Annotated in this window: 16 protein-coding genes; 11 read left to right on the top strand and 5 right to left on the bottom strand. The window is 65.7% G+C overall.

Going from position 1 to position 21,964, the window contains the following annotated elements; translation table 11 throughout:
* The first annotated feature begins 133 nt into the window (after positions 1-133).
* The 11 genes from ACDH77_RS07560 (at position 134) to ACDH77_RS07510 (ending at position 15,279) form a co-directional block, all read left to right on the top strand.
* Positions 134-2,968 carry a 2-oxoglutarate dehydrogenase E1 component gene (locus ACDH77_RS07560; protein ID WP_409351286.1) on the top strand — a complete coding sequence of 945 codons (2,835 nt, stop codon included), beginning with the start codon at positions 134-136 and terminating at the stop codon, positions 2,966-2,968.
* Between the two features lie 42 nt (positions 2,969-3,010).
* Positions 3,011-4,225 carry a dihydrolipoyllysine-residue succinyltransferase gene (sucB, locus tag ACDH77_RS07555; RefSeq protein ID WP_008572000.1) on the top strand — a complete coding sequence of 405 codons (1,215 nt, stop codon included), beginning with the start codon at positions 3,011-3,013 and terminating at the stop codon, positions 4,223-4,225.
* 111 nt (positions 4,226-4,336) lie between these two features.
* Positions 4,337-5,779 (top strand): dihydrolipoyl dehydrogenase, encoded by a 1,443-nt coding sequence (gene lpdA, locus ACDH77_RS07550; protein WP_014089806.1) that lies wholly within the window; start codon positions 4,337-4,339, stop codon positions 5,777-5,779.
* Positions 5,780-5,992: 213 nt separating this feature from the next.
* A complete protein-coding gene (locus ACDH77_RS07545) occupies positions 5,993-6,586 on the top strand; it encodes a TIGR00730 family Rossman fold protein (RefSeq protein ID WP_029819100.1) in 594 nt (197 codons plus the stop codon).
* A gap of 296 nt (positions 6,587-6,882) precedes the next feature.
* Positions 6,883-7,485 (top strand): YigZ family protein, encoded by a 603-nt coding sequence (locus ACDH77_RS07540; RefSeq protein ID WP_181388236.1) that lies wholly within the window; start codon positions 6,883-6,885, stop codon positions 7,483-7,485.
* Positions 7,482-9,251, top strand: a complete 1,770-nt coding sequence (locus tag ACDH77_RS07535) for an ABC transporter transmembrane domain-containing protein (protein WP_218558087.1) — start codon at positions 7,482-7,484, stop codon at positions 9,249-9,251. The genes ACDH77_RS07540 and ACDH77_RS07535 overlap by 4 nt, the downstream gene beginning before the upstream one ends.
* Positions 9,252-9,491: 240 nt before the next feature.
* A complete protein-coding gene (locus tag ACDH77_RS07530; protein WP_011346962.1) occupies positions 9,492-10,391 on the top strand; it encodes a hydrogen peroxide-inducible genes activator in 900 nt (299 codons plus the stop codon).
* An 89-nt stretch (positions 10,392-10,480) separates the two neighbouring features.
* Positions 10,481-12,169, top strand: coding sequence for an ABC transporter ATP-binding protein (locus ACDH77_RS07525; protein ID WP_011346961.1), 1,689 nt, complete (start codon positions 10,481-10,483; stop codon positions 12,167-12,169).
* Positions 12,153-13,238, top strand: coding sequence for an efflux RND transporter periplasmic adaptor subunit (locus ACDH77_RS07520; RefSeq protein ID WP_011346960.1), 1,086 nt, complete (start codon positions 12,153-12,155; stop codon positions 13,236-13,238). Before ACDH77_RS07525 ends, ACDH77_RS07520 begins: the two co-directional genes overlap by 17 nt.
* Entirely contained in the window at positions 13,235-14,638 is a 1,404-nt protein-coding gene (locus tag ACDH77_RS07515) for a TolC family protein (RefSeq protein WP_011346959.1), read from the top strand. Before ACDH77_RS07520 ends, ACDH77_RS07515 begins: the two co-directional genes overlap by 4 nt.
* Before the next feature lie 446 nt (positions 14,639-15,084).
* Positions 15,085-15,279, top strand: coding sequence for a hypothetical protein (locus ACDH77_RS07510; RefSeq protein ID WP_008577231.1), 195 nt, complete (start codon positions 15,085-15,087; stop codon positions 15,277-15,279).
* Positions 15,280-15,453: 174 nt separating this feature from the next.
* Here ACDH77_RS07510 and ACDH77_RS07505 read toward each other — a convergent pair whose 3' ends face one another.
* The 5 genes from ACDH77_RS07505 to grpE all read right to left on the bottom strand — a co-directional run bounded on the left by ACDH77_RS07505 (position 15,454) and on the right by grpE (position 21,878).
* Entirely contained in the window at positions 15,454-16,575 is a 1,122-nt protein-coding gene (locus tag ACDH77_RS07505) for a prephenate dehydrogenase (protein WP_122273089.1), read from the bottom strand.
* Positions 16,572-17,480, bottom strand: coding sequence for a pyridoxal kinase (pdxY, locus tag ACDH77_RS07500; RefSeq protein ID WP_008577235.1), 909 nt, complete (start codon positions 17,478-17,480; stop codon positions 16,572-16,574). Before pdxY ends, ACDH77_RS07505 begins: the two co-directional genes overlap by 4 nt.
* A gap of 524 nt (positions 17,481-18,004) precedes the next feature.
* Positions 18,005-19,132: a molecular chaperone DnaJ gene (dnaJ, locus tag ACDH77_RS07495; RefSeq protein WP_008577236.1), complete on the bottom strand. Its 1,128-nt coding sequence runs from the start codon at positions 19,130-19,132 to the stop codon at positions 18,005-18,007.
* A 160-nt stretch (positions 19,133-19,292) separates the two neighbouring features.
* Positions 19,293-21,218, bottom strand: a complete 1,926-nt coding sequence (gene dnaK / locus ACDH77_RS07490) for a molecular chaperone DnaK (protein ID WP_011346955.1) — start codon at positions 21,216-21,218, stop codon at positions 19,293-19,295.
* Positions 21,219-21,359: 141 nt separating this feature from the next.
* Positions 21,360-21,878: a nucleotide exchange factor GrpE gene (gene grpE, locus ACDH77_RS07485; RefSeq protein WP_003483633.1), complete on the bottom strand. Its 519-nt coding sequence runs from the start codon at positions 21,876-21,878 to the stop codon at positions 21,360-21,362.
* Positions 21,879-21,964 lie beyond the last annotated feature (86 nt).

Raw genomic sequence — 21,964 nt, 5'->3', positions numbered from 1 at the left:
CGCCGGTCAGCTTGCAGACGCCCCCTCACTAGCGCAAGGGGGTATAATTTTTCGAGATTTGAGACCGACCGATGGGGCATCTCGCCCTGCCGCTTCCGCACAATCATCCCCACAGCAGACCCGACTTACCATCGTGGATAATCTCCTAAAGCAGTTCGCGCAGTCATCGCAGCTCGCCGGCGGCAACGCCGCCTATATCGAGGATCTGTACGAGCAGTACCTCGTCGCCCCGGACAGTGTCGATCCGAAGTGGAAGAGCTACTTCGATGGTTTCGAAGGTCGCGGTGCCGGTGACGTCCCGCATTCGGCGGCCATCGCCCACATCCTCACCGCTTCCAAGCAGGCTGCCAACGCCGGCACCGGCGCAGGCGCAGGCGCCAGTGACGAGCGCGAGCGCAATGTCGGCCGTCTAATCACCGCCTACCGCGCCCGTGGCCACCTCGGCGCACAGCTCGACCCGCTGGGCCTGGTCCCGCCGGTCAACCCGCCCGACCTGGACCTGCCGTTCCACAGCCTGTCCCAGGCCGATCTGGACAGCGAATTCAGCACCGGCGGCGTCGGTGGCCAGCCGCGGATGAAGCTCAAGGATCTGCTGACGCGCCTGAAGGCGACGTACGCCAGCAGCATCGGCGCCGAGTTCATGCACATCCAGGAGTTCGACCAGCGCCAGTGGATCTACAAGCGCCTGGAAGACGCCGGCGGCAAGATTGCCGGCGATGCGGCCAGCCGCAAGCGCACCCTGGAGCGGCTCACCGCTGCCGAAGGCCTGGAGCGCTACCTGCACACCAAGTACGTCGGTCAGAAGCGTTTCTCGCTGGAAGGCGGCGATTCGCTGATCCCGATGATGGACGAGATCATTCGCCAGTCCGGCAACGATCAGGTCAAGGACATCGTGATCGGCATGGCCCACCGCGGCCGCCTCAACGTGCTGGTCAATACGCTGGGCAAGAATCCGCGCAAGCTGTTCGACGAATTCGAAGGCAAGTTCGAGCATGCCCATGACGACCGCGCGCACACCGGCGACGTCAAATACCACATGGGCTTCTCGGCCGACATCGCCGTTGGCACGGACAAGCAGGTGCACCTGGCGCTGGCCTTCAACCCCTCGCACCTGGAAATCGTCGACCCGGTCGTGGTCGGCAGCGTGCGTTCGCGCCAGGAGCGTTTCGGCGATGCCGAGCGCAAGAGCGTGTTGCCGATCCTGATCCACGGCGATGCCGCATTCGCCGGCCAGGGCGTGGTGATGGAGCTGTTCCAGATGTCGCAGGCGCGCGGTTTCGCGGTCGGCGGCACCGTGCACATCGTGGTCAACAACCAGATCGGCTTCACCACCAGCACCCGCGACGACGCCCGCTCCACGCTGTACTGCACCGACGTGGCCAAGATGATCGGCGCGCCGGTCTTCCACGTGAACGGCGACGACCCGGACGCGGTGATGTTCGTGTCCAAGCTGGCCTACGAGTTCCGCCAGCAGTTCAAGAAGGACGTGGTCATCGATCTGGTGTGCTACCGCCGTTGGGGCCATAACGAAGCCGACGAACCGGCAGCGACCCAGCCGGTGATGTACCAGACCATCCGCAAGCACAAGACCACCCGCGAGCTGTACGCCGCCAAGCTGGAAAGCGAAGGCGTGCTGAGCGCCGACGAGGCCAAGGCACTGGTGGACGGCTACCGCAACAAGCTGGATTCGGGCGAATACACCACCGAACTGGCCAAGCGCAAGCCGGACGAATTCGCCATCGATTGGTCCAAGTATCTGGTCGGAACCGCTGCCGATCCGGTGGACACGCGCGTCAAGCGCGACCAGCTGGACCGTCTGGCCAAGCTGATCACCACCATCCCGGAAGGCGTCGAACTGCACGCCCGCGTGGCGAAGATCTACGAAGATCGCGTCAAGATGGCTGCCGGCGATCAGCCCGGCGACTGGGGCTTCGCGGAAAACCTGGCCTACGCCACGCTGCTGGCCGAAGGCCACAAGCTGCGTCTGGTTGGCCAGGACGCCGGCCGCGGCACGTTCTTCCACCGTCACGCGATCCTGCATGACCAGAAGACCGACGACTACTATCTGCCGCTGCGCCAGCTGGTGCAGAACCCGGAAGACGCCACCGTCATCGACTCGTTGCTGAGCGAAGAAGCGGTGATGGGCTTCGAATACGGCTACTCCACCACCGACCCGAATGCACTGTGCATCTGGGAAGCGCAGTTCGGCGACTTCGCCAACGGCGCGCAGGTGGTGATCGACCAGTTCATCGCCGCCGGCGAAGCCAAGTGGGGCCGCATCGCGGGCCTCTCGCTGTTCCTGCCGCACGGCTACGAAGGCCAGGGCCCGGAACACAGCTCCGCACGTCTGGAGCGCTTCCTGCAGCTGTGCGCGCTGGAGAACATGCTGGTCTGCGTGCCGACCACGCCGGCGCAGTGCTTCCACATGATCCGCCGCCAGATGCGCATGACCACCCGCAAGCCGCTGGTGGTGATGACGCCCAAGTCGTTGCTGCGCCACAAGCTGGCGGTGTCAAGCCTGGAAGAACTGGCCGACGGTCAGTTCCAGCATCTGATCCCGGACGCCAAGGCCGACGCGGCCAAGGTCAAGCGCGTGGTGCTGTGCTCGGGCAAGGTCTATTACGACCTGCTCGAAGACCAGACCAAGCGCGGCCAGGACGACGTTGCCATCGTGCGCATCGAACAGCTGTATCCGTTCCCGCGCGCGCAGCTGGCGGCCGAGCTCAAGGGCTACGGCAACGCCACCGATGTGGTGTGGTGCCAGGAAGAGCCGCAGAACCAGGGTGCGTGGTATCAGATCCGCCATCACCTCAACTTCTGCCTGGCCGGCGGTCAGAGCCTGCATTACGCCGGCCGTGCCCGTTCGCCCTCGCCTGCCGCCGGCCACATGGCCGACCACATCATCGAGCAGCAGAAGCTGGTCGCCGATGCACTGCTCAACCCGTTCAACGACCAAGTCGCTGAATAACTCCTCTTCCCCAAAGAACGAAAACCCTAGGACGCTCCCCGAATGGCCACCGAAGTCAAAGTTCCGGTACTGCCCGAATCCGTTTCCGACGCCACCATCGCCAGCTGGCACAAGAAGGCCGGCGAAGCGGTCAAGCGCGACGAGAATCTGGTCGACCTGGAAACCGACAAGGTCGTGTTGGAAGTTCCTTCGCCGGTCGACGGCGTACTGAAGGAAATCAAGTTCGACACCGGCAGCACGGTCACCAGCAACCAGATTCTGGCGATCATCGAAGAAGGCGCCGTGGCTGCCGCTGCACCGGCTGAAGCCAAGAAGGCCGATGCACCGGCGCCTGCCGCTGCTGCGCCGGCCGCCGCTCCGGCACCGGCTGCCGCCGCCGCGCCTGCTGCTGCGTCCAAGTCGGCTGCCGATGCGCTGCCGCCGGGTGCGCGTTTCTCCGCGATCACCCAGGGCGTGGACCCGTCGCAGGTCGAAGGCACCGGCCGTCGTGGCGCGGTCACCAAGGAAGACATCGTCAACTTCGCCAAGGCCGGCGGCGTCGGCAAGGCCTCGGGCGCCCGTCCGGAAGAGCGCGTGCCGATGACCCGCGTGCGCAAGACCATTGCCAAGCGCCTGATGGAGTCCAAGAACTCCACCGCGATGCTGACCACCTTCAACGAGGTCAACCTCGCCAAGGTGTCGGCCGCACGCAAGGAACTGCAGGACGAGTTCCAGAAGGCACACGGCATCAAGCTCGGTTTCATGAGCTTCTTCGTCAAGGCCGCCGCCAACGCGCTGCAGCGCTTCCCGCTGGTCAATGCCTCGATCGACGGCGACGACATCATCTATCACGGCTACAGCGACATCTCGATCGCGGTGTCGACCGACAAGGGCCTGGTCACGCCGGTGCTGCGTAACGTCGAGCGCCAGTCGTTCGCCGATGTCGAGCAAGGCATCGCCGACTACGCCGCCAAGGCGCGCGCCGGCAAGCTGGGCCTGGAGGACCTGCAGGGTGGCACCTTCACCATCACCAACGGCGGCACCTTCGGCTCGCTGCTGTCCACGCCGATCATCAACCCGCCGCAGAGCGCCATCCTGGGCATGCACGCGATCAAGGAACGTCCGATCGCCGAGAACGGCCAGGTCGTGATCGCCCCGATGATGTACCTGGCGCTGTCCTATGACCACCGCATCATCGACGGCAAGGATTCGGTGCAGTTCCTGGTCGACATCAAGAATCAGCTGGAAAACCCGGGCCGGATGTTGTTCGGTCTGTGATGAAAGCCGGGATTGGTGATTCGGGATTCGGGATGGCGAAAGCATCCCGGTCTCGAGCATCCTGCGTTTTGCGAATCCCCAATCCCCAATTCCTAATCTCGTGAGCGAAGAATGAGCGAACAAGAACAATTCGACGTCGTCGTCATCGGTGCCGGTCCGGCCGGTTATCACGCCGCCATCCGTGCGGCGCAGCTGGGCATGAAGGTCGCCTGCATCGACGCGGCATTGGGCAAGGACGGCAAGCCGGCGCTGGGCGGCACCTGCCTGCGCGTGGGCTGCATTCCGTCCAAGGCGCTGCTGGATTCCTCGCGCCAGTTCTGGAACATGGGGCACCTGTTCGGCGACCACGGCATCAGCTTCAACGACGCCAAGATGGACGTGCCCACCATGATCGGCCGCAAGGACAAGATCGTGAAGCAGTTCACCGGCGGCATCGCGATGCTGTTCAAGGCCAACAAGATCACCCCGTACTACGGCTTCGGCCAGTTGCAGCCGGGCAACATCGTCAAGGTGACCCAGCACGAAGGCGGCGAGATCGAACTCAAGGGCACCAACGTGATCCTGGCGGCCGGTTCGGAGTCGATCGAACTGCCGTTCGCCAAGTTCGACGGCGACACCATCGTCGACAACGTCGGCGGCCTGGATTTCACCGCCGTTCCCAAGCGTCTGGCGGTCATCGGCGCCGGCGTGATCGGTCTGGAGCTGGGCAGCGTGTGGAAGCGCCTGGGCGCCGAGGTCACCATCCTCGAGGCGCTGCCGGACTTCCTGGCGCTGGCCGATGCCGAGGTTGCCAAGACCGCGCTGAAGGAATTCAAGAAGCAGGGTCTGGACATCAAGCTGGGCGCCAAGGTCAGCAAGACGGAGATCACCGGCAGTGGCGATGCCAAGCAGGTGGTGCTCAGCTACACCGACGCGGCCGGCGAGCAGACCCTGACCGTGGACAAGCTGCTGGTGGCCGTGGGCCGCAAGGCCGCCACCAAGAACCTGCTGGCCGAAGGCACGGGCGTCAAGGTCACCGACCGTGGCCAGATCGAGGTCGATGGGCATTGCCACACCGGCGTGGATGGCGTGTGGGCGATCGGTGACTGCGTGCGCGGCCCGATGCTGGCGCACAAGGGCTTCGAGGAAGGCATCGCGGTCGCCGAGCTGATTGCTGGCCTGCCGGGTCACGTCAACTTCGACACCATTCCGTGGGTCATCTACACCGAGCCGGAAATTGCCTGGGTCGGCAAGACCGAGCAGCAGCTGAAGGCCGAGGGCGTCGCCTACAAGGCCGGTAGCTTCCCGTTCGCGGCGATCGGCCGTGCGGTGGCCATGGGCGAGCCGGCCGGCTTCGTCAAGGTGATCGCCGATGCCGAAACAGACCGCGTGCTGGGCATGCACCTGGTGGGCGTGGGCGTGTCCGAGCTGGTGCACGAAGGCGTGCTGACCATGGAATTCAACGGCTCGGCCGACGACCTGGCGCGCATCTGCCACGCGCATCCGACGCTGTCCGAAGCGATCCACGATGCTGCCATGGCGGTGAGCAAGCGCGCGATTCATAAGGCTAACTGAGGCCGGGATTTGGGATTCGGGAGTTGGGATTCGCAACTGCGGTTCCCGCCTCTGACTATTCCCAGCCATGACATAACGCCGGGTAGATTCCGGCGTTAAGTTTTTCAGGCCCAGTCAGAACAGTCGTGCAACGTGCATTCCACGGCTTTCCAGATGACATCGACGCGGCGCGCCCCCGCTTTTACGAATCCCTACTCCCCAATCCCGAATCCCATGAAAAGCATCTGCGTCTACTGCGGCTCCAATGCCGGCAACAAACCCGCCTATGCCGAGCGCGCCATTGCGTTGGGCGATCGCATCGCCAAGCAGGGCTTGCGCCTGGTGTATGGCGGCGGCAACGTTGGCTTGATGGGCACCGTGGCCAATGCGGTGCTGGCGGCCGGCGGTGAAGTGACCGGGGTGATTCCGCAGCAGCTGGCCGATTGGGAAGTGGCGCACCGTGGGTTGACCACGCTGGAAATCGTCGGTTCCATGCATGAGCGCAAGATGCGCATGTTCGAGCTGTCGGATGCGTTCGTGGCCCTGCCCGGCGGCTTCGGTACCATGGAAGAGATCTTCGAAATGCTGACCTGGCGCCAGCTCGGCATCGGCAACAAGCCGTGCGCGTTTCTGGACATCGAAGGGTTTTACGCACCGCTGATTGGCATGATCGACCGCATGGTCGAAGAGCGCTTCCTGCACCCGGACCAACGCGCCGACCTGTGGTACGGCGCCGATATCGAGCAGATGCTCGAATGGATGCAGCATTACACCCCGGCGCAGGCGTCGAAGTGGATCGACGAGAAGCGTCGTTCCACGCTGGTGTAATAGAAGGCAGCCAAGACAAACAGCGTCTCACTGCGCGTCGGCTGGATTGCAGAGCGCGGCTCCCTGGTCGCCCGGCACACGATGACAGGCGTACGTAGCCGCTGCCGCGGCGTCGGCGTCGGCGTCGGCGTCGGCGTCGGCGTCGGCACGCACGATGTCACTGCCGGCGCGTCGCCCGCCGTCACTGCCACACTGCGCAGGTGCTGCAGCACGACGGCACGCGCACGGCGCCGTGTTGCCAGCTTGCAACGGCAGTCACGATGGCTGCAGCGATCGGTAGCACCGCCTCGCATAGAATGGCGGCGATGCTCGATACCCTCGCCGCTGATGCGCACCACAGTCTGGACATCAAGCACAGTCGCTTTGTGGCCCACGCTGCCGCATTGGATGCTCCCGCGCATGCGTTGGAGATCGTGCAGCGCGTGGCAGTGCCGGAGGCGACGCACAACTGCTGGGCCTATCGGTTCGGGCAGGACTACCGCTCCAGCGACGACGGCGAGCCAAGCGGCACCGCCGGCCGGCCGATCCTGGCCGCCATCGATGGCCAGGGCTTCGATCGGGTGGTGGTCGTGGTCACGCGCTGGTATGGCGGCATCAAGCTCGGTGCTGGCGGGCTGGTACGCGCCTACGGCGGTACCGCGGCCGAGTGCCTGCGGCTGGCAACGCGACAGCCATTGATCGCGTTGTCGCTGGTGCAGGTGCAATGCCGGTTCGACGATCTGGGCCTGGTGCACGCAGCACTGGCGGCCTTCCATGCCGACAAACTGGACGAACGCTTCGATGCCGAAGGTGCAGCGTTGCGCGTGCAACTGCCTGCAGATCAGCTCGCCGGCTTGAAAACCCGCCTGTGCGACGCCACTCGCAATCGTGTCCATCTCTCAACCCCGGAAGCCGCATGACCGAGCCAGCCGCTGCACGTTCCAACCCGTTGCGGAAGCTGGGCAGCCTGCGCACCTTGTGGCCATTCGTCCAACGCCAGCGCGGCCTGTTCGCCGCCTGGCTGGTCGCGCTGTCGATTTCCGCTGCCGCCACACTGAGCCTGCCCGCAGCGGTCAAGCGCATGATCGACCAGGGCTTCTCCGGCGACTCGCAGATCAACCAGGCGTTCTCGCTGCTGTTCGCAGTTTCGGTCGTGCTGGCGTTGGCAACTGCGGCGCGCTTCTATTTCGTCGCCCTGCTGGGCGAGAAAGTGGTCGCCGACCTGCGCGGCCGGCTGTACGCGCACCTGATCGGACTGGACGCCGGGTTCCATGACCGCAGCCGCAGCGGCGAACTGGTGTCGCGCCTGTCGGCCGACAGCGAATTGCTGCGGGGGCTGATCGGCACCACCATGTCGGTGGCCTTGCGTAGTTCGGTCACGGTGATCGGCAGCATGGTCATGCTGTTGGTCACCAGCCCGCGGCTGGCCGGCTTCACCTTGATCGGCATCCCGCTGGCGGTGCTGCCGATCGTGCTGGGCGCACGCCGCCTGCAGAAGATTTCGCGCGCAAGCCAGGACCGCGTGGCCGACGCCAATACGCTGGCGGCCGAAACCCTGGGCGCGGTGCGCACCGTGCAGGCACACGCGCGCGAGCGTTACGAAAGCCAACGTTTCAGCACTGCGCTGTTTGCCGCCATCGATACCGCCAAGCTGCGCATCCGCACCCAGGCCACCGTGACCGCGGTGGCGATCATGCTGATCTTCGGTGCGATCGTCGCGGTGTTGTGGCTTGGCGCGCACGATGTGATCGCTGGCCGCATGACGCCGGGCACGCTCGGCCAATTCGTGTTGTACGCGCTGATCGGCGGCGGGTCGGTCGGGGCGCTGGCCGAGGTCTGGAACGAGTTGCAGCGTGCCGCCGGCGGCATGGGCCGGGTGAGTGAATTGCTCGACGAACAACCGGCGATCGTGGCGCCGGCCACGCCGCAGGCCTTGCCGCAGCCGCTGCGCGGCGCGATCCATTTCGACCGGGTGGTCTTCCATTACCCGCAACGCCCGGACGCGCCGGCGCTGGATGGGTTCGACCTGCATGTCAGCCCCGGCGAAACCGTGGCGCTGGTGGGCCCGTCCGGAGCGGGCAAGAGCACGGTGCTGTCGATGCTGCTGCGTTTCCACGACCCGGTCAGCGGCAAGGTGCGCATCGACGACATCGACCTGCGCGACGTCGACCCGGTCCTGCTGCGCGAACACATCGCGCTGGTACCGCAGCAACCTACGTTGTTTGCCGCCAGCGCCGCCGACAACATCCGCTACGGGCGCCTGCAAGCCAGCGATGCACAGGTGGAAGCGGCAGCGGCCGCCGCCGAAGCCGATGGCTTCATCCGCGCCCTGCCCCAGGGCTACGCCAGCGAACTGGGCGAGCGCGGCACGCGCCTGTCCGGCGGACAGCAGCAACGCGTGGCCATTGCGCGTGCGCTGCTCAAGGACGCGCCGATCCTGCTGCTGGACGAAGCCACCAGCGCGCTCGATGCGCAGAGCGAGCGCGCCGTGCAGCAGGCGCTGGAGCGGCTGATGGAAGGCCGCACCACGCTGGTGATCGCGCACCGCCTGGCCACCGTGCTCAAGGCCGACCGCATCGTGGTGATGGATGCCGGGCGCATCGTCGCGCAGGGTACGCATGCGCAGTTGATCGCCGAAGGTGGGCTGTATGCGGAGCTGGCGCGGCTGCAGTTCATCGACCAATGAGCGCCGCCAGGCGCCGTCGTTCCGGCGATGGCACCTGGCGCAACCAGCGAAACGACTGCGCCCACCGCGATGCGGGCGCGGCCGGTGCTCGGAATCGGCATGCGCCACTCGTACACTGCGGTTACCGCGGCTCGTCCGCACTCGCCGGACGCGCTGCCGCTGCACGCGCTAGCCGTACCTCCCCGTCTTGTCTCACCGGCCACGCCGGCCGTGCGCTCCCACGCAATCCGATGTGACCCCATGCCCCGCCCCAGAACCACCCTTCGCCAGCTGAGCTATTTCGTCGCGCTGGCCGATACCGGCAGCTTTACCCGTGCCGCCGAGCAGATGGGCGTCTCGCAGCCATCGTTGTCGCAGCAGATCCGCGCGTTGGAAGCGATCATCGGTGCACCGCTGTTCGAGCGCGGCGCGCAGGCGATCCTGACCCCGCTCGGTCGCGAGCTGCTCGACCGCGCACGCAGCATCCTGCTCGATGTCACCGATCTGGAAGAGGTCCGCGCCACCGCCGCCGATACCTTGATCGGCACCATTCGCCTTGGCGTCTCGCCCACGCTCGGCGCCTATCTGATGCCCAGCCTGGTGGCACGTCTGCATCGCGAGCATCCGGCCCTGCGCGTGCACGTGCGCGAAGGCCTGCCAACCGCACTCGCCGCCGACCTGAGCAGCGGCACGCACGATCTGGTCCTCGCGCAACTGCCGGTGGCCGGCCGCGGCCTGCACAGCGAGCGGCTGTTTCGCGAACTGCTGCATGTGACCATGGCGGCCGATCATCCGCTGCGCACCAAGGCCTGCATCACCCCAGCCGATCTGCGCGGCGCCAACTTGCTGACCTTGATGCCGGAATACCGATTGGCAGAACAGGTTGCCGCGATCGCCATGGACGTGGGCGCCAATGTCTTGCGCGATTACGAAGGCACCAGCCTGGACGCGATCCGCCAGATGGCCGGCATGGGCATGGGTCTTGCCTTGCTCCCGGACCTGTACGTGCGCCAGGAAATCCGCGAAGGCGACGACGTGGTGGTGCGGCCGGTCAAAGGCGGGCGCTACTATAGGGAGATCGGTCTGCTCTGGCGCCAGGGTGCCGGTCGCGCACCGGCCTTCGGTTTGATCGCCAATCTGTTGCGCGCGGTGGCTGCATAGGAAAATCCTATGCGGCACATAAGCGCGATGGCCTTGTTTGCGGGCCGGCAACTCGTCAATGCTTCACTGAACTCATCAACGGATATCGAATGGCGGCCAAGCGGATTGGATGGCGGGAAGCGGCGAGCTGGCTGACGGAAGTTGTTGGCCCGGACATGCCGTATGTGCGCCTGACCCTGGTGTACGGCGTTGCGATCAGCCTGCTGTCGCTGGCCACGCCGATCTCGGTGCAGTTGCTGATCAACAGCGTTGCCAACACCGCGCTGCCCACGCCGCTGTGGACCTTGTCCGGCCTGCTGCTGGGCCTGCTGCTGCTGGTGGCGGCACTGAGCGCGATGCGGGTGTGGGTGATGGCGCTGTTCGAACGTCGCCTGTTCGCACGCGTGGTGGCGGAAATCACCGTGCGCGCGGTACATGCGCAAAATCCGTTCTTCGCCGACCAGAACCGCGGCGATGTATTCAACCGCTACTTCGATCTGGTGGTGGTGCAAAAGGCAGTGCCCAGCCTGGCGGTCGGTGCGTTCACCATCGTGCTGCAGTCGGCGGTCGGCTTGATCGTCACCAGCTTCTATCACCCGTTTTTCCTCGGCTTCAACGCGCTGCTGCTGCTGACCATCTTCTCGATCTGGATGATCTGGTCGCGCGGTTCGATCCGCTCGGCGGTCGAACTGAGCCAGGCCAAACACAACGCCGCGCATTGGCTGGAAAGCGTCGGCGGCTCCAACGGGTTCTATAAATCCAGCCGCCATCTCAACTTCGCCATGGATCGCTCGGAAAAGGTGACCGCCGACTATGTCGACCGGCATCGGCGCCATTTCCGCTACACCTTCACCCAGACGCTGGCATTCCTGCTCACCTATGCAGTGGCCAGCGCGGCGCTGCTGGCGCTGGGCGGCAGCCTGATCCTGCGCGGCGAGCTGTCGATCGGCCAGCTGGTGGCAGCCGAACTGATCCTGAGCGCAGTGTTCTACGGCATTGCACAGCTGGGCAGCTACCTGGACACGTTCTACGACCTGGTGGCCAGCGCGGAGGAGTTGTCGCTGCTGTACGCCATCCCCCAGGAACGCCCGGTGCTTGCCGCCGGCGAGGCGCCGCGCAACAGCGGGGTACGCCTGGATGGGGTGGTGATCGAGGGCGCGCGTTTCGATTTCGCGCTGGAAGCCGGCGAGCAGCTGGTCACGCTGGCCGATGGCGGCGCCGAGCGCCTGCTGGCCATGGTGCTCAAGCGCCACGTCGTTCCCGACCGCGGGCTGGTGATGGTGGGTGGTGCGGACATGGCCACGTTCGATATGTACCTGCTGCGTTCGGAAGTCACCGTGCTCGACCGCCCGACCATCGTGGAGGTCACCATTCGCGAATACCTGGCGATGGCCTCGGCCGATGTGACCTCCGAAGCGATGCTGCAAGCCATCGATACGGTGGGCCTGCGCGCGCGCATCGCCGCGTTGCCGCAAGGCCTGGACACCCGGCTTGCCGCCTCCGGGTTCCCGCTGTGGATTGGCGAAGTCATGGCGCTGAAGCTGGCCAATGCACTGTTGGTGCGCCCGCGCGTGCTGATGCTGTCGCAGCTGTACGACCTGATCCCGGCCGAGCGCCTGACCCAGGTCCTGCGACGCTTGAAGGATGCAGGAACCACGGTGCTGCTGTGCACCGGGCGGCCGGAGGACATCACCCTGGATGGCTGGTTCCGGCTGGAGCCGGAGCGCCAGCAACGCTACGCCACACGCGCCGAGTTGATCGCATCCACGCAGGAGGTGCCGCATGCCGCACGCCCCTGATCGCATGGCGCATTTCCCGACCCTGGCGGCAATGCGTCCGCCCAGCATCGCCAAGGCGGTCGCCTGGATGCTGTTGATCGGCATCGGCATCGCCGCGGCGATCCTGGCACTGGCGCCGTGGGTGCAGACCGCCAGTGGCAAAGGCCAGGTCGTCTCGCTGGATCCCAGCGACCGTCAGCAACCGGTCACCGCCTTCGTGCCGGGCCGCGTCGAGCGCTGGTACGTGCATGACGGCCAGCATGTTTCCAAGGGCGACCCGATCGCGCGTGTCGGCGATCTGGACCCGGACCTGCTCACCCGCCTGGCCAGCGAGCGCGCGCAGGCGCAGGCGGAAATCGCCGCCATCCAGCAGTCGCGTGCAGTGGCCAGCATCGACGTGGCGCGTAGCAGACAATTGCTGGCCGAAGGCCTGGCCGGACGCCGCGACTACGAGCTGACCCAGATCAAGGTGGCCGAAGCCGACGCCAAGCTGGCCGAATCGCGCGCCAAGCTGACCCGCATCGACATCCAGCTGAATCGCCAGTCTGCACAGCTGGTGCGCGCCCCGCGCGACGGCCGCGTGCAGCAGCTCAATGCCGCCAGCGGCAGCGCCATGGTCTCGCCGGGCACCGTGCTGGCGGTGATCGCGCCGGAACGGGTGGAACGCGCGGTCGAGCTGTATATCGACGGCCGCGACGTGCCGCTGATCCGCCCCGGCCGCCCGGTGCGGCTGGAATTCGAAGGCTGGCCGGCGATCCAGTTCAGCGGTTGGCCGTCGGTGGCGCACGGCATGTTCGACGGCCGGGTGCGCGCCATCGACCCCAACGCCGCGCCCGATGGGCTGTTCCGCATCCTGGTGGAGCCGATGCCGGGCAAGCCGGCATGGCCGGCGCAGGAATTCGCCCGCCAGGGCGGCAAGGTGCGCGGCTGGGTGCAGGGCGAAACGGTCAAGGTCGGCTACGAACTGTGGCGCCAGCTCAACAACTTCCCCTTGGAATTCGGACGGCGCCCGGCTGCGGCCACGCAGGAAGAGAGCAAGGCCAAGCCGGCCGCACCCAAGTCCGAAGACGAAGCGACGGGTAAGAAATGATCGGCCGTCTTGTCGTCCTGTTGATCGCACTCAGCCCCGGTGCGGCATTCGCCCAGGCCGCTGCGCTGACGCTGGATGAGGTGCTGCAGTCCTCGGCACGCTCGGCACCGCAGATCGTCGAAGCGCTGGCGAAGGTGCGCCAGGCCGAAGGCAAGGGCATCTCGGCCGATGGCGCCTTCGACACGGTGTTCGACATCGAAGGCCGCTCGCGCGAGGCCGGCTATTACGACGGCAGTACGATCGAAACCGGGGTCAAGCGGCCGTTCGAAGAGAACGGCGGCTATTACTACGGTGGCTACCGCTCCTCGCGTGGCTCCTTCCCGATCTACGAGGACAAGTCCTATACCGATCGCGGCGGCGAAGTAAAGGTCGGCGCGCTGTACGCGCTGCTGCGCGACCGCGTGATCGACGAACGCCGCACCAAGCGCAGTATCGCCAGCACCGATATCGATGTGGCCAAGTACGAGGCGGAAATGGTGGCCATCGGCGTGCAGCGGCGCGCCGTGGATGCCTACCAGAACTGGGTCGCCGCCGGGCTGAAGTTGCGCGCCTACAACGAGCTGCTGCAGCTGGCCGAGCAACGGCGCAATGCGATTTCGCGCCAGGTCACGCTCGGTGCGCGCCCCACCATCCTGCTGACCGAAAACGACCAGAATCTGGTGCGTCGTCGCGCCTTGGTGGTGCGCGCGGAACAGGACTTCGCCAATGCGGCCAACGCCTTGTCGCTGTATTTGCGCGACGAGGCCGGCATGCCGCTGATCGTGTCCGCCGAACGCCTGCCGGCCGACACCTCGGCGCTGGAAGGACTGGCCGGCGCCAGCAAGATCACCGCGCCGGTGGAGCGCCCGGATTACCGCGCCGTGCTGACCCGCATCGACCAGGCCACCGCACGGCTGATGCTGGCCCAGAACGATCTCAAACCACGCCTGGATGTCAGCGTGGAAGTCAGCAAGGATCTGGGCCCGCCCGGCGTCGGCGGCCCGAACCGGTCGCTGACCGACGCCATCATCGGCTTCCGTTTCAGCGTGCCGCTGGAAAACCGCGCCGCCAGGGGCCGCGTGGCCGAAGCGCGTGCCGAGATCGAAGCGCTGGATCAGCGCAGCCGTTTTCTACGCGACCAGATTTCGATCGAGGTCGAATCGATCGTCATCTCGCTCAATGCCGCCGAGCGGCTGGCCAAGATCGCCGATGAGGAACGCGGCCTGGCAGACCGCCTGGCCGCGGCCGAGCGGCGGCGCTTCGAGCTGGGCTCGGGTGACTTTTTCCTGGTCAACCAGCGCGAGGAAACCGCCAACGACGCGCGCGTACGCCTGATCGATGCGCAGGCGCGCATCGCCTCTGCGCGTGCCGAACTGGCGGCGGCCACCGCCGACCGGGATGCCTTGCAGTTGAGTCGTTGACCGCTCGGCTGCGCGCCGGGCAGGCGGTGATGCCGGGCAATCGCGCGGTTGTGCGAGTGACTTGGCGATGCCGCAGCAGCATCCCTGGATTCAAGCAAAGCCTACGCAGCGCACGCACGTACGCAACCGTCACGCAGGTGGCTGGCTGATGACGCCCAGCGACGCTTCAGCGCGCTTGGCGCGTGGTCGAACCCGAGGTTGCAGCTGCCTGCCCCATCACTCCCAGGCAGCCGTCCATGCCACGCACGCGTACTCAGCCGCTTGTCGGCGTGGCCAAACACTGTCGCCACCGCGCCTGACGAGCTCAACCAGCAGGGCTCGCACACCTCACCGCATATCGACATCTGGGTAACACCTGCATGCGCATGCTCGCCATACCGGCTCGGCGCCGGGCGTGCAGTCCATCGCGATCTGCACTGCAAACTCAGGAACTTTCGGAGGTGCGTATGTCTTTCCGGCAATTTCCCGCAATCGGTGCAGATGGCGAGCCTTACGTCATCATCGAATTTCGCGACGAGCAACAACCGCGTGCAAACCCGCAGTCGGCACCGCGTTACGAGCTTCCCGACGGTCGACATCTGCAACGTCAGGGGCAGCGGTTTGTGACCGACGGCGGCGAGCTACGCCTTTCCGCGCTCTAGGTACGGCAGCCAAACCCGCGCTTCGTCACCTCACAGCCTGGTCAAATTTTGACCACCCACTGCCCGACCCTTGCGCTGCAAGGGCCGTGCGCAGTTATCCACACGCTTGTGCAAGTTTCATCCACACCCTGTGTGGATGAATTCGACCGCGTTGGGGCGGGCTTGGTCACGCCACTAGCTGCCGGAACGCTCCAGCACCCGGCCGATCCCGCTTCGGTCGATCTCGGTCGCTGCCTGCGCCAATGCGGCACGATCGCTCGCCACCTCAAAGCCAATCCGGAAATGCAGTTCGCCAACCGGCGTGCGCGACGAGTGGATCGAAGACAGGTTCACTCCATGCCGCTCGAACACATGCAGCAAGGCGCGCAGCGAGCCGGGCTGGTCTTCGGGCAGATACACGCTCAGTGTCAACGGCTCGGTGAGATCGGCCAGCAGGTAGCCCACGCGCTCGTAGGTGTAATTGCCTGCCGCAAGCGCGTCGTGCTGCAAGGCTTGCGCGTTGTCGTGCAGGAACTGGGTGCGGAACTGCGCACGCGCAGCATCGTCGCCCCGCGCCACCAAGGCACGCAGTTGCTGCAGCTGCTGCAGCAACCGGTCGAGCATCTCGCCCACATACGGGTTGCCGAACTGGATGTCTTCGTAGATCGAGGGGTTCAGCGAGAGAATGCGCGCGATCACCGCGGTATCCAGTTCGAACGATGCCGAGCGGTACGGCATCAGTGCGCGCAGCTCGCCCAGCAGCGGTGCGTAGTCGCGCAGGGTGCCGGCCTGCGCTAGGTGAGTGGCGTGTACCATCGCCTGCACCAGCGCCATCACGCGGTCATGGTGCTCCGGCGTTGCATACACGCATTCGGCCTGCAGCGCGCTGCACAAGTTCTGCACCCACGCCGACCAGCGCTGCAGCCGCCCTTCGCAGACCACCATCACGCGCCCTTTCAAGGTCGGCGATTTTGGCGGTGCGGTCATCGGATGCAGGCCGACCACGTCCGCCTGCGAGGTCAGCATTGCCGCGACCGGTGCCTGTTTGATCGAGGTGACATCCAGCCACAGCTGCGCGGCAGCGCGTGCGCCGGCGAGTGCCACATACCGCTCGATCAATGCGGCGGTATGGCGAATCGGCGCGGCGAAAATCAGTACGTCAGCACGCTGCGCCAGTGTGGCTTCGTCCATGCTGCCGCTGTCGGCCGGATCGAACCCGATCACGTCCAGCTGCATGCGCGTGCGCAGGAACTGCGCCAGCCAGCGCCCGTACGCGCCGGCGATGCCGACGATGCCGACCACCGGCTGCGCGATCATGCCAATCGCTCGACGGCAAATCGCGGCGTCCCAGCAAGTGCGGCCGGCGCCGCGGCCAGCACGTCGAACTCCTCGAAACCTGCGGCCAGCGTCGCTTCCAGCGCGCCATGCACGCCGCTGAGCGCGTGTCCCACCGCCTGCTCGAACGGCACATCGCGCAACAGGAAGCCAATCAGCAGCGCCATCAGCACATCGCCGGTGCCTGCCACATCGACCGGCAGGTGCGGGCTGGCCCAGCGATACACCGCCGCATCGCTGACTGCCAAGGTCACCAGCTCACCTGCGGCACCGGCCACGCTGTGTGCAAGTACCCATTGCGGCCCACGTGCCAGCAACGCGCGCGCGGCGGCGATGGCCTCGTCCTGCTGCAGGCTCGGCAAGCCGGTCAACCGCCCCAACTCGAACGCGTTGGGCGTCACCAGCCAGGCGTGCGGCAGCAGACGCTCGGCGAACACGCGCTCCAGCCCGGGTTCCACATATGGGCCGGTGTGCGTGTCGCCAATCACCGGGTCCAGGCAATAACGCAGCTGCGGGGCCTGCGGCAAGGTCTGCTCCAGCCAGTCGGCGAAGGCTTCGCCGTTGGCCAGGCTGCCGAAATAGCCGGACACCAGCATGCGTGCACGCTGCGGCAAGCCACGTTCGGTGGCGCCCAGCAACAAATCCGCCAGCCAGTCGGCTGGCAGGATGCGCCCGCGCAGGGTCGCGTAAAACGGCGCGTTGCTCAGCAACGTGGTGGGTACTTCGGCCACACGCAGTCCCAGCGCGCGCAGCGGCGGCACCGCAGCGCTGTTGCCGGCATGGCCATAGACCAATTGCGATTGCACCGAAATCACGTCGATCGGCGAAGGGCCGTCCGGACGCTGGCGGCGACCATGGACGAGGTGGCTGTCGGTTGCATCGCTCATGCGGGCGACCATGCTGGAGAGATGGCACCGATTATCCGCGTAACCTTGCCAGGATGTCGTGGAGGAACGGCATCACCGGCAGTGGGCGCTGCCGAACAGCACGCCCCTGGTCTTGAACACATCATGGCCAGATGCCCAAGCCCGCCGGCGCAGCGTGAGTGGCAATACGCTCGTTGAGCAAGGTGAGACGCCAAAAGACGCTCGACCGATGCTGCAGGCCAATGGCCGAACTGCACGATCAAGGACTGGCGTTGGCTCGCGTTGCGGGCGACAGCGTGCTGCGTCTGAAGGCAATGACGACGCGTCAAACACACACGTGCGATGTGCGGAGATGTCGCTGGAGATCTCGCAGTGGCGCTACTGAAACGCGCGCAGCTGCCCCGGCAATTCTCACGCTGACATCGCGTTGCGTCCGCAACTTCAACGCGTCGGCCGCATCGCGGGCAGCCTTCGGGACAACCCAAAAAAGAGCCCGACGCGCAGCAAGCCGCACGCCGGGCCATCGTGACATCACGCCGCCTGGGTCAGGACGTCATCCGATCCCAAAACCCCTTGACGCCGTCGATGAAGGTGGCCGACTTGGGCGAATGCTTGCGTGCATCCTCGCCGGTGAACGTCGCTTCGAACTGCTGCAGCAGTTCGCGCTGGTCGGCGGTGAGATTGACCGGGGTCTCCACCACCACGCGGCAATACAGATCGCCTTCGCTACGGCTGCGCACCGAACGCACGCCCTTGCCGCGCAGACGGAACAACTTGCCGGTCTGGGTCTCGGCCGGGATGCGGATCTCCGCTTCGCCGCCTAGGGTCGCCACGCGCACGGTATCGCCGAGCGCGGCCTGCGAAATGCGGATCGGCACCTCGCAATGCAGATCGTCGCCGTCGCGCTGGAAGATCGCATGCTCGCGCACCCGCACTTCCACATACAGATCGCCCGGCGGCGTGCCGGCCGGGCCGGCCTCGCCTTCGCCTGCAAGACGAATCCGGTCGCCGGTATCCACGCCGGCGGGCACCTTGATCGACAGCACCTTGTCTTCTTCCACGCGACCGGCACCGTGGCAGGTCTTGCAGGGGTTCTGGATCAGCGTACCGCGCCCGTCGCAATGCGGGCAGCTCTGCTGCATGGCGAAAATGCCGCGCTGGATGCGCACCTGGCCGCGCCCATGGCAGGTACCGCAGGTCTCGACCTTGCCGTCTTCCGAACCGCTGCCGTGACAGGGCGCGCATTCGACCAGCGTCGGAATCTCGATGCGGCGCTCGATGCCGGCGACAGCTTCTTCCAGATCCAGTTCCAGGACGTAACCAACGTCGGCACCACGTCGCGCAGCGCGCGGACCGGCGGCGCCACCGCCGAAAATATTGCCGAAGATATCGCCAAAGATATCTCCCATGTCCGGGCCACCCGGCCCACCGCCACCGCCCATGCCGTGCTCGAAGGCCGCATGGCCGTGCGCGTCGTAGGCGCGCCGCTTATTGCCATCGGACAGCACCTCGTAGGCTTCCTTGCATTCCTTGAACGCCGCTTCGGCAGCCGCGTCGCCAGGATTGCGGTCCGGGTGGTGCTTCATCGCACAGCGCCGGTACGCCTTCTTCAGCTCCTCGTCGCTGGCGCCACGGGCAACGCCCAGCACTTCGTAGTAATCGCGTTTGCTCATAAGCCGGGATTCGGGATTCGTGATTTGAGATTCGTTGAAACGCAAAAGCGGACAGCGTGTGCTGGTCCGCCCTGGCGACGCGACGCGTTAAGGATATCGGGACGGGAATCGGCAAGCTTTAGCGCTTGCCAATCCCCACTCCCGACTCCCAAATCACGGCTTACTTCTTGTCGTCCTTGACCTCGGTGAACTCGGCGTCCACCACGTCGTCGGCGGCCTTGGAGGCCTGTGCGTTGCCGCTGGCCGCATCGGCGTTACCGCCCTGCTCTGCCGCCGCAGCTGCTGCGTACAACGACTGGCCGGCTTCTTCCAGCGTCTTGGTGCGTGCTTCGATCTGCGCCTTGTCGTCGCCCTTCATGGCGGTTTCCAGATCCGACAGCGCCGCTTCCACCTTGCCGATCACATCACCACCGACCTTGCTGCCATGCTCGGTGATCGCGGTACGGGTGGCATGGATCAGACCATCGGCCTGGTTGCGGGCCTGCACCAGCTCCTGGAACTTCTTGTCTTCTTCGCGGTTGGCTTCCGCGTCGGCGACCATGCGCTGGATCTCTTCGTCCGACAGACCCGAACCGGCCTTGATCTCGACCTTCTGTTCCTTGTTGGTCTTCTTGTCCTTGGCCGACACGTGCAGGATGCCGTTGGCGTCGATGTCGAAGGACACTTCTACCTGCGGCATGCCGCGCGGCGCCGGCTCGATGCCGGACAGGTCGAACTTGGCCAGCGACTTGTTGAAGCGGGCCTGCTCGCGCTCACCCTGCAACACATGCACGGTCACGGCCGACTGGTTGTCTTCGGCGGTGGAGAAGGTCTGCGAGGCCTTGGTCGGAATGGTGGTGTTCTTTTCGATGATCTTGGTGAACACGCCGCCCATGGTCTCGATACCCAGCGACAGCGGGGTCACGTCCAGCAGCAGCACGTCCTTGACGTCGCCGGCCAGCACGCCGCCCTGGATCGCCGCACCCACGGCCACGGCTTCGTCCGGGTTGACGTCCTTGCGCGGTTCCTTGCCGAAGAAATCGGCCACCGCCTGCTGCACCTTCGGCATGCGGGTCTGGCCGCCGACCAGGATCACTTCGTTGATGTCGCTGGCGCGCAGGCCGGCGTCGTTCAACGCGGTGCGGCACGGCTCGATCGACTTCTTGACCAGGTCTTCCACCAGCGCTTCGAGCTTGGCACGGGTCAACTTGATGTTGAGGTGCTTCGGGCCCGACGCATCGGCGGTGACGTACGGCAGGTTCACTTCGGTCTGCTGGCTGGACGACAGCTCGATCTTGGCGCGCTCTGCGGCGTCCTTCAGGCGCTGCAGCGCCAGCGGATCCTTACGCAGGTCGATGCCCTGGTCCTTGTTGAATTCGTCGACCAGATACTCGATGACGCGGTTGTCGAAGTCTTCGCCGCCCAGGAAGGTGTCGCCGTTGGTGGCCAGCACTTCGAACTGCTTTTCGCCATCGACTTCGGCGATCTCGATGATCGACACGTCGAAGGTACCGCCGCCCAGGTCGTAGACGGCAATCTTGCGGTCGCCGCCGTTCTTGTCCAGGCCATAGGCCAGGGCTGCGGCGGTCGGCTCGTTGATGATGCGCTTGACGTCCAGACCGGCGATGCGACCGGCATCCTTGGTGGCCTGGCGCTGGCTGTCGTTGAAGTACGCCGGCACGGTGATCACCGCTTCCGTGACCTTCTCGCCGAGGAAGTCTTCGGCGGTCTTCTTCATCTTTTCCAGCACGCGCGCGGAGATTTCCTGCGGCGCCATGCGCTTGGCATCGCTGGTCTGCACCCAGGCATCGCCGTTGTCGTGCGCCAGGATGCCGTACGGCACGTGCGAGATGTCCTTCTGCACTTCGCCATCGGTGAACTTGCGGCCGATCAGGCGCTTCACCGCGTAGAAGGTGTTCTTCGGGTTGGTCACGGCCTGGCGCTTGGCCGAGGCGCCGACCAGCACTTCGCCGTCCTTGGTGTAGGCGACGATAGAAGGCGTGGTGCGATCGCCCTCGGAGTTTTCGATGACGCGGGCCTTGCCGCCGTCCATGATCGACACGCACGAGTTCGTGGTGCCGAGGTCAATACCAATGATCTTGCCCATGGATACGCTCCTGATGATTCTGTAGCTGTGTCCGGCGACGCCGGGTCTGGCTGAGATGTGGGGGTGGTGCGCAGGTGTTCAAGCCACCGGCGCACATCTGTGTTTCATGCCTGCGCCTGGCAGTTCAGCCGGCGCTGCGGTTCAGTCGTGCTTGGCCACGACCACCAGGGCCGGGCGCAGCAGGCGATCGTTGAGCAGGTAGCCCTTCTGGAAGACCTGCACGACGTGGCCCGGCGCAACGCCCTCGGCCTCGCCCTGGCTGATCGCCTGGTGCTGGTCCGGGTTGAACGGCTGGCCGACCGGATCGAGCAGGGTCAGGCCGTTGTCGGCGGCCACCTTGAGCAATTGCTTGTAGGTCATGTCCAGGCCATCGCGCAGCGGGCTGGGCTCGGTGCCGGCGGCGGTGAGTCCCGCGTCCAGGCTGTCGAACACCGGCAGCAGTTCGCCGAGCAGCTTCTCGTTGGCGAACTTGCGCGCGTTTTCCACGTCGCGGGCGATACGCTTGCGCTGGTTTTCCAGGTCGGCGCGCTCGCGCAGGGCATCGGCCTTGACCAGGGCGATCTCGCTGCGCAGCGATTCGATCTCGGCCTTGAGCGGATCGGTCTCGGGCGGGTTCTGGGACAGGTCTTCGGAGTCGAATTCGGGGTGGTCTTGGTTCATATGCAGTTCCCGGGCAAGCGGAACGCCCGCCCCAACGTCACCCCGTATATGGGCGCCCGCGCGTGTTTCAAGCAAAGCATCGCGCC

The sequence above is a fragment of the Xanthomonas axonopodis pv. maculifoliigardeniae genome (assembly GCF_041519315.1).
Lineage (GTDB): Bacteria > Pseudomonadota > Gammaproteobacteria > Xanthomonadales > Xanthomonadaceae > Xanthomonas > Xanthomonas euvesicatoria.
Note: the sequence above shows the minus strand (reverse complement) of the source record. Positions and strands in the feature narration are given on the sequence as shown.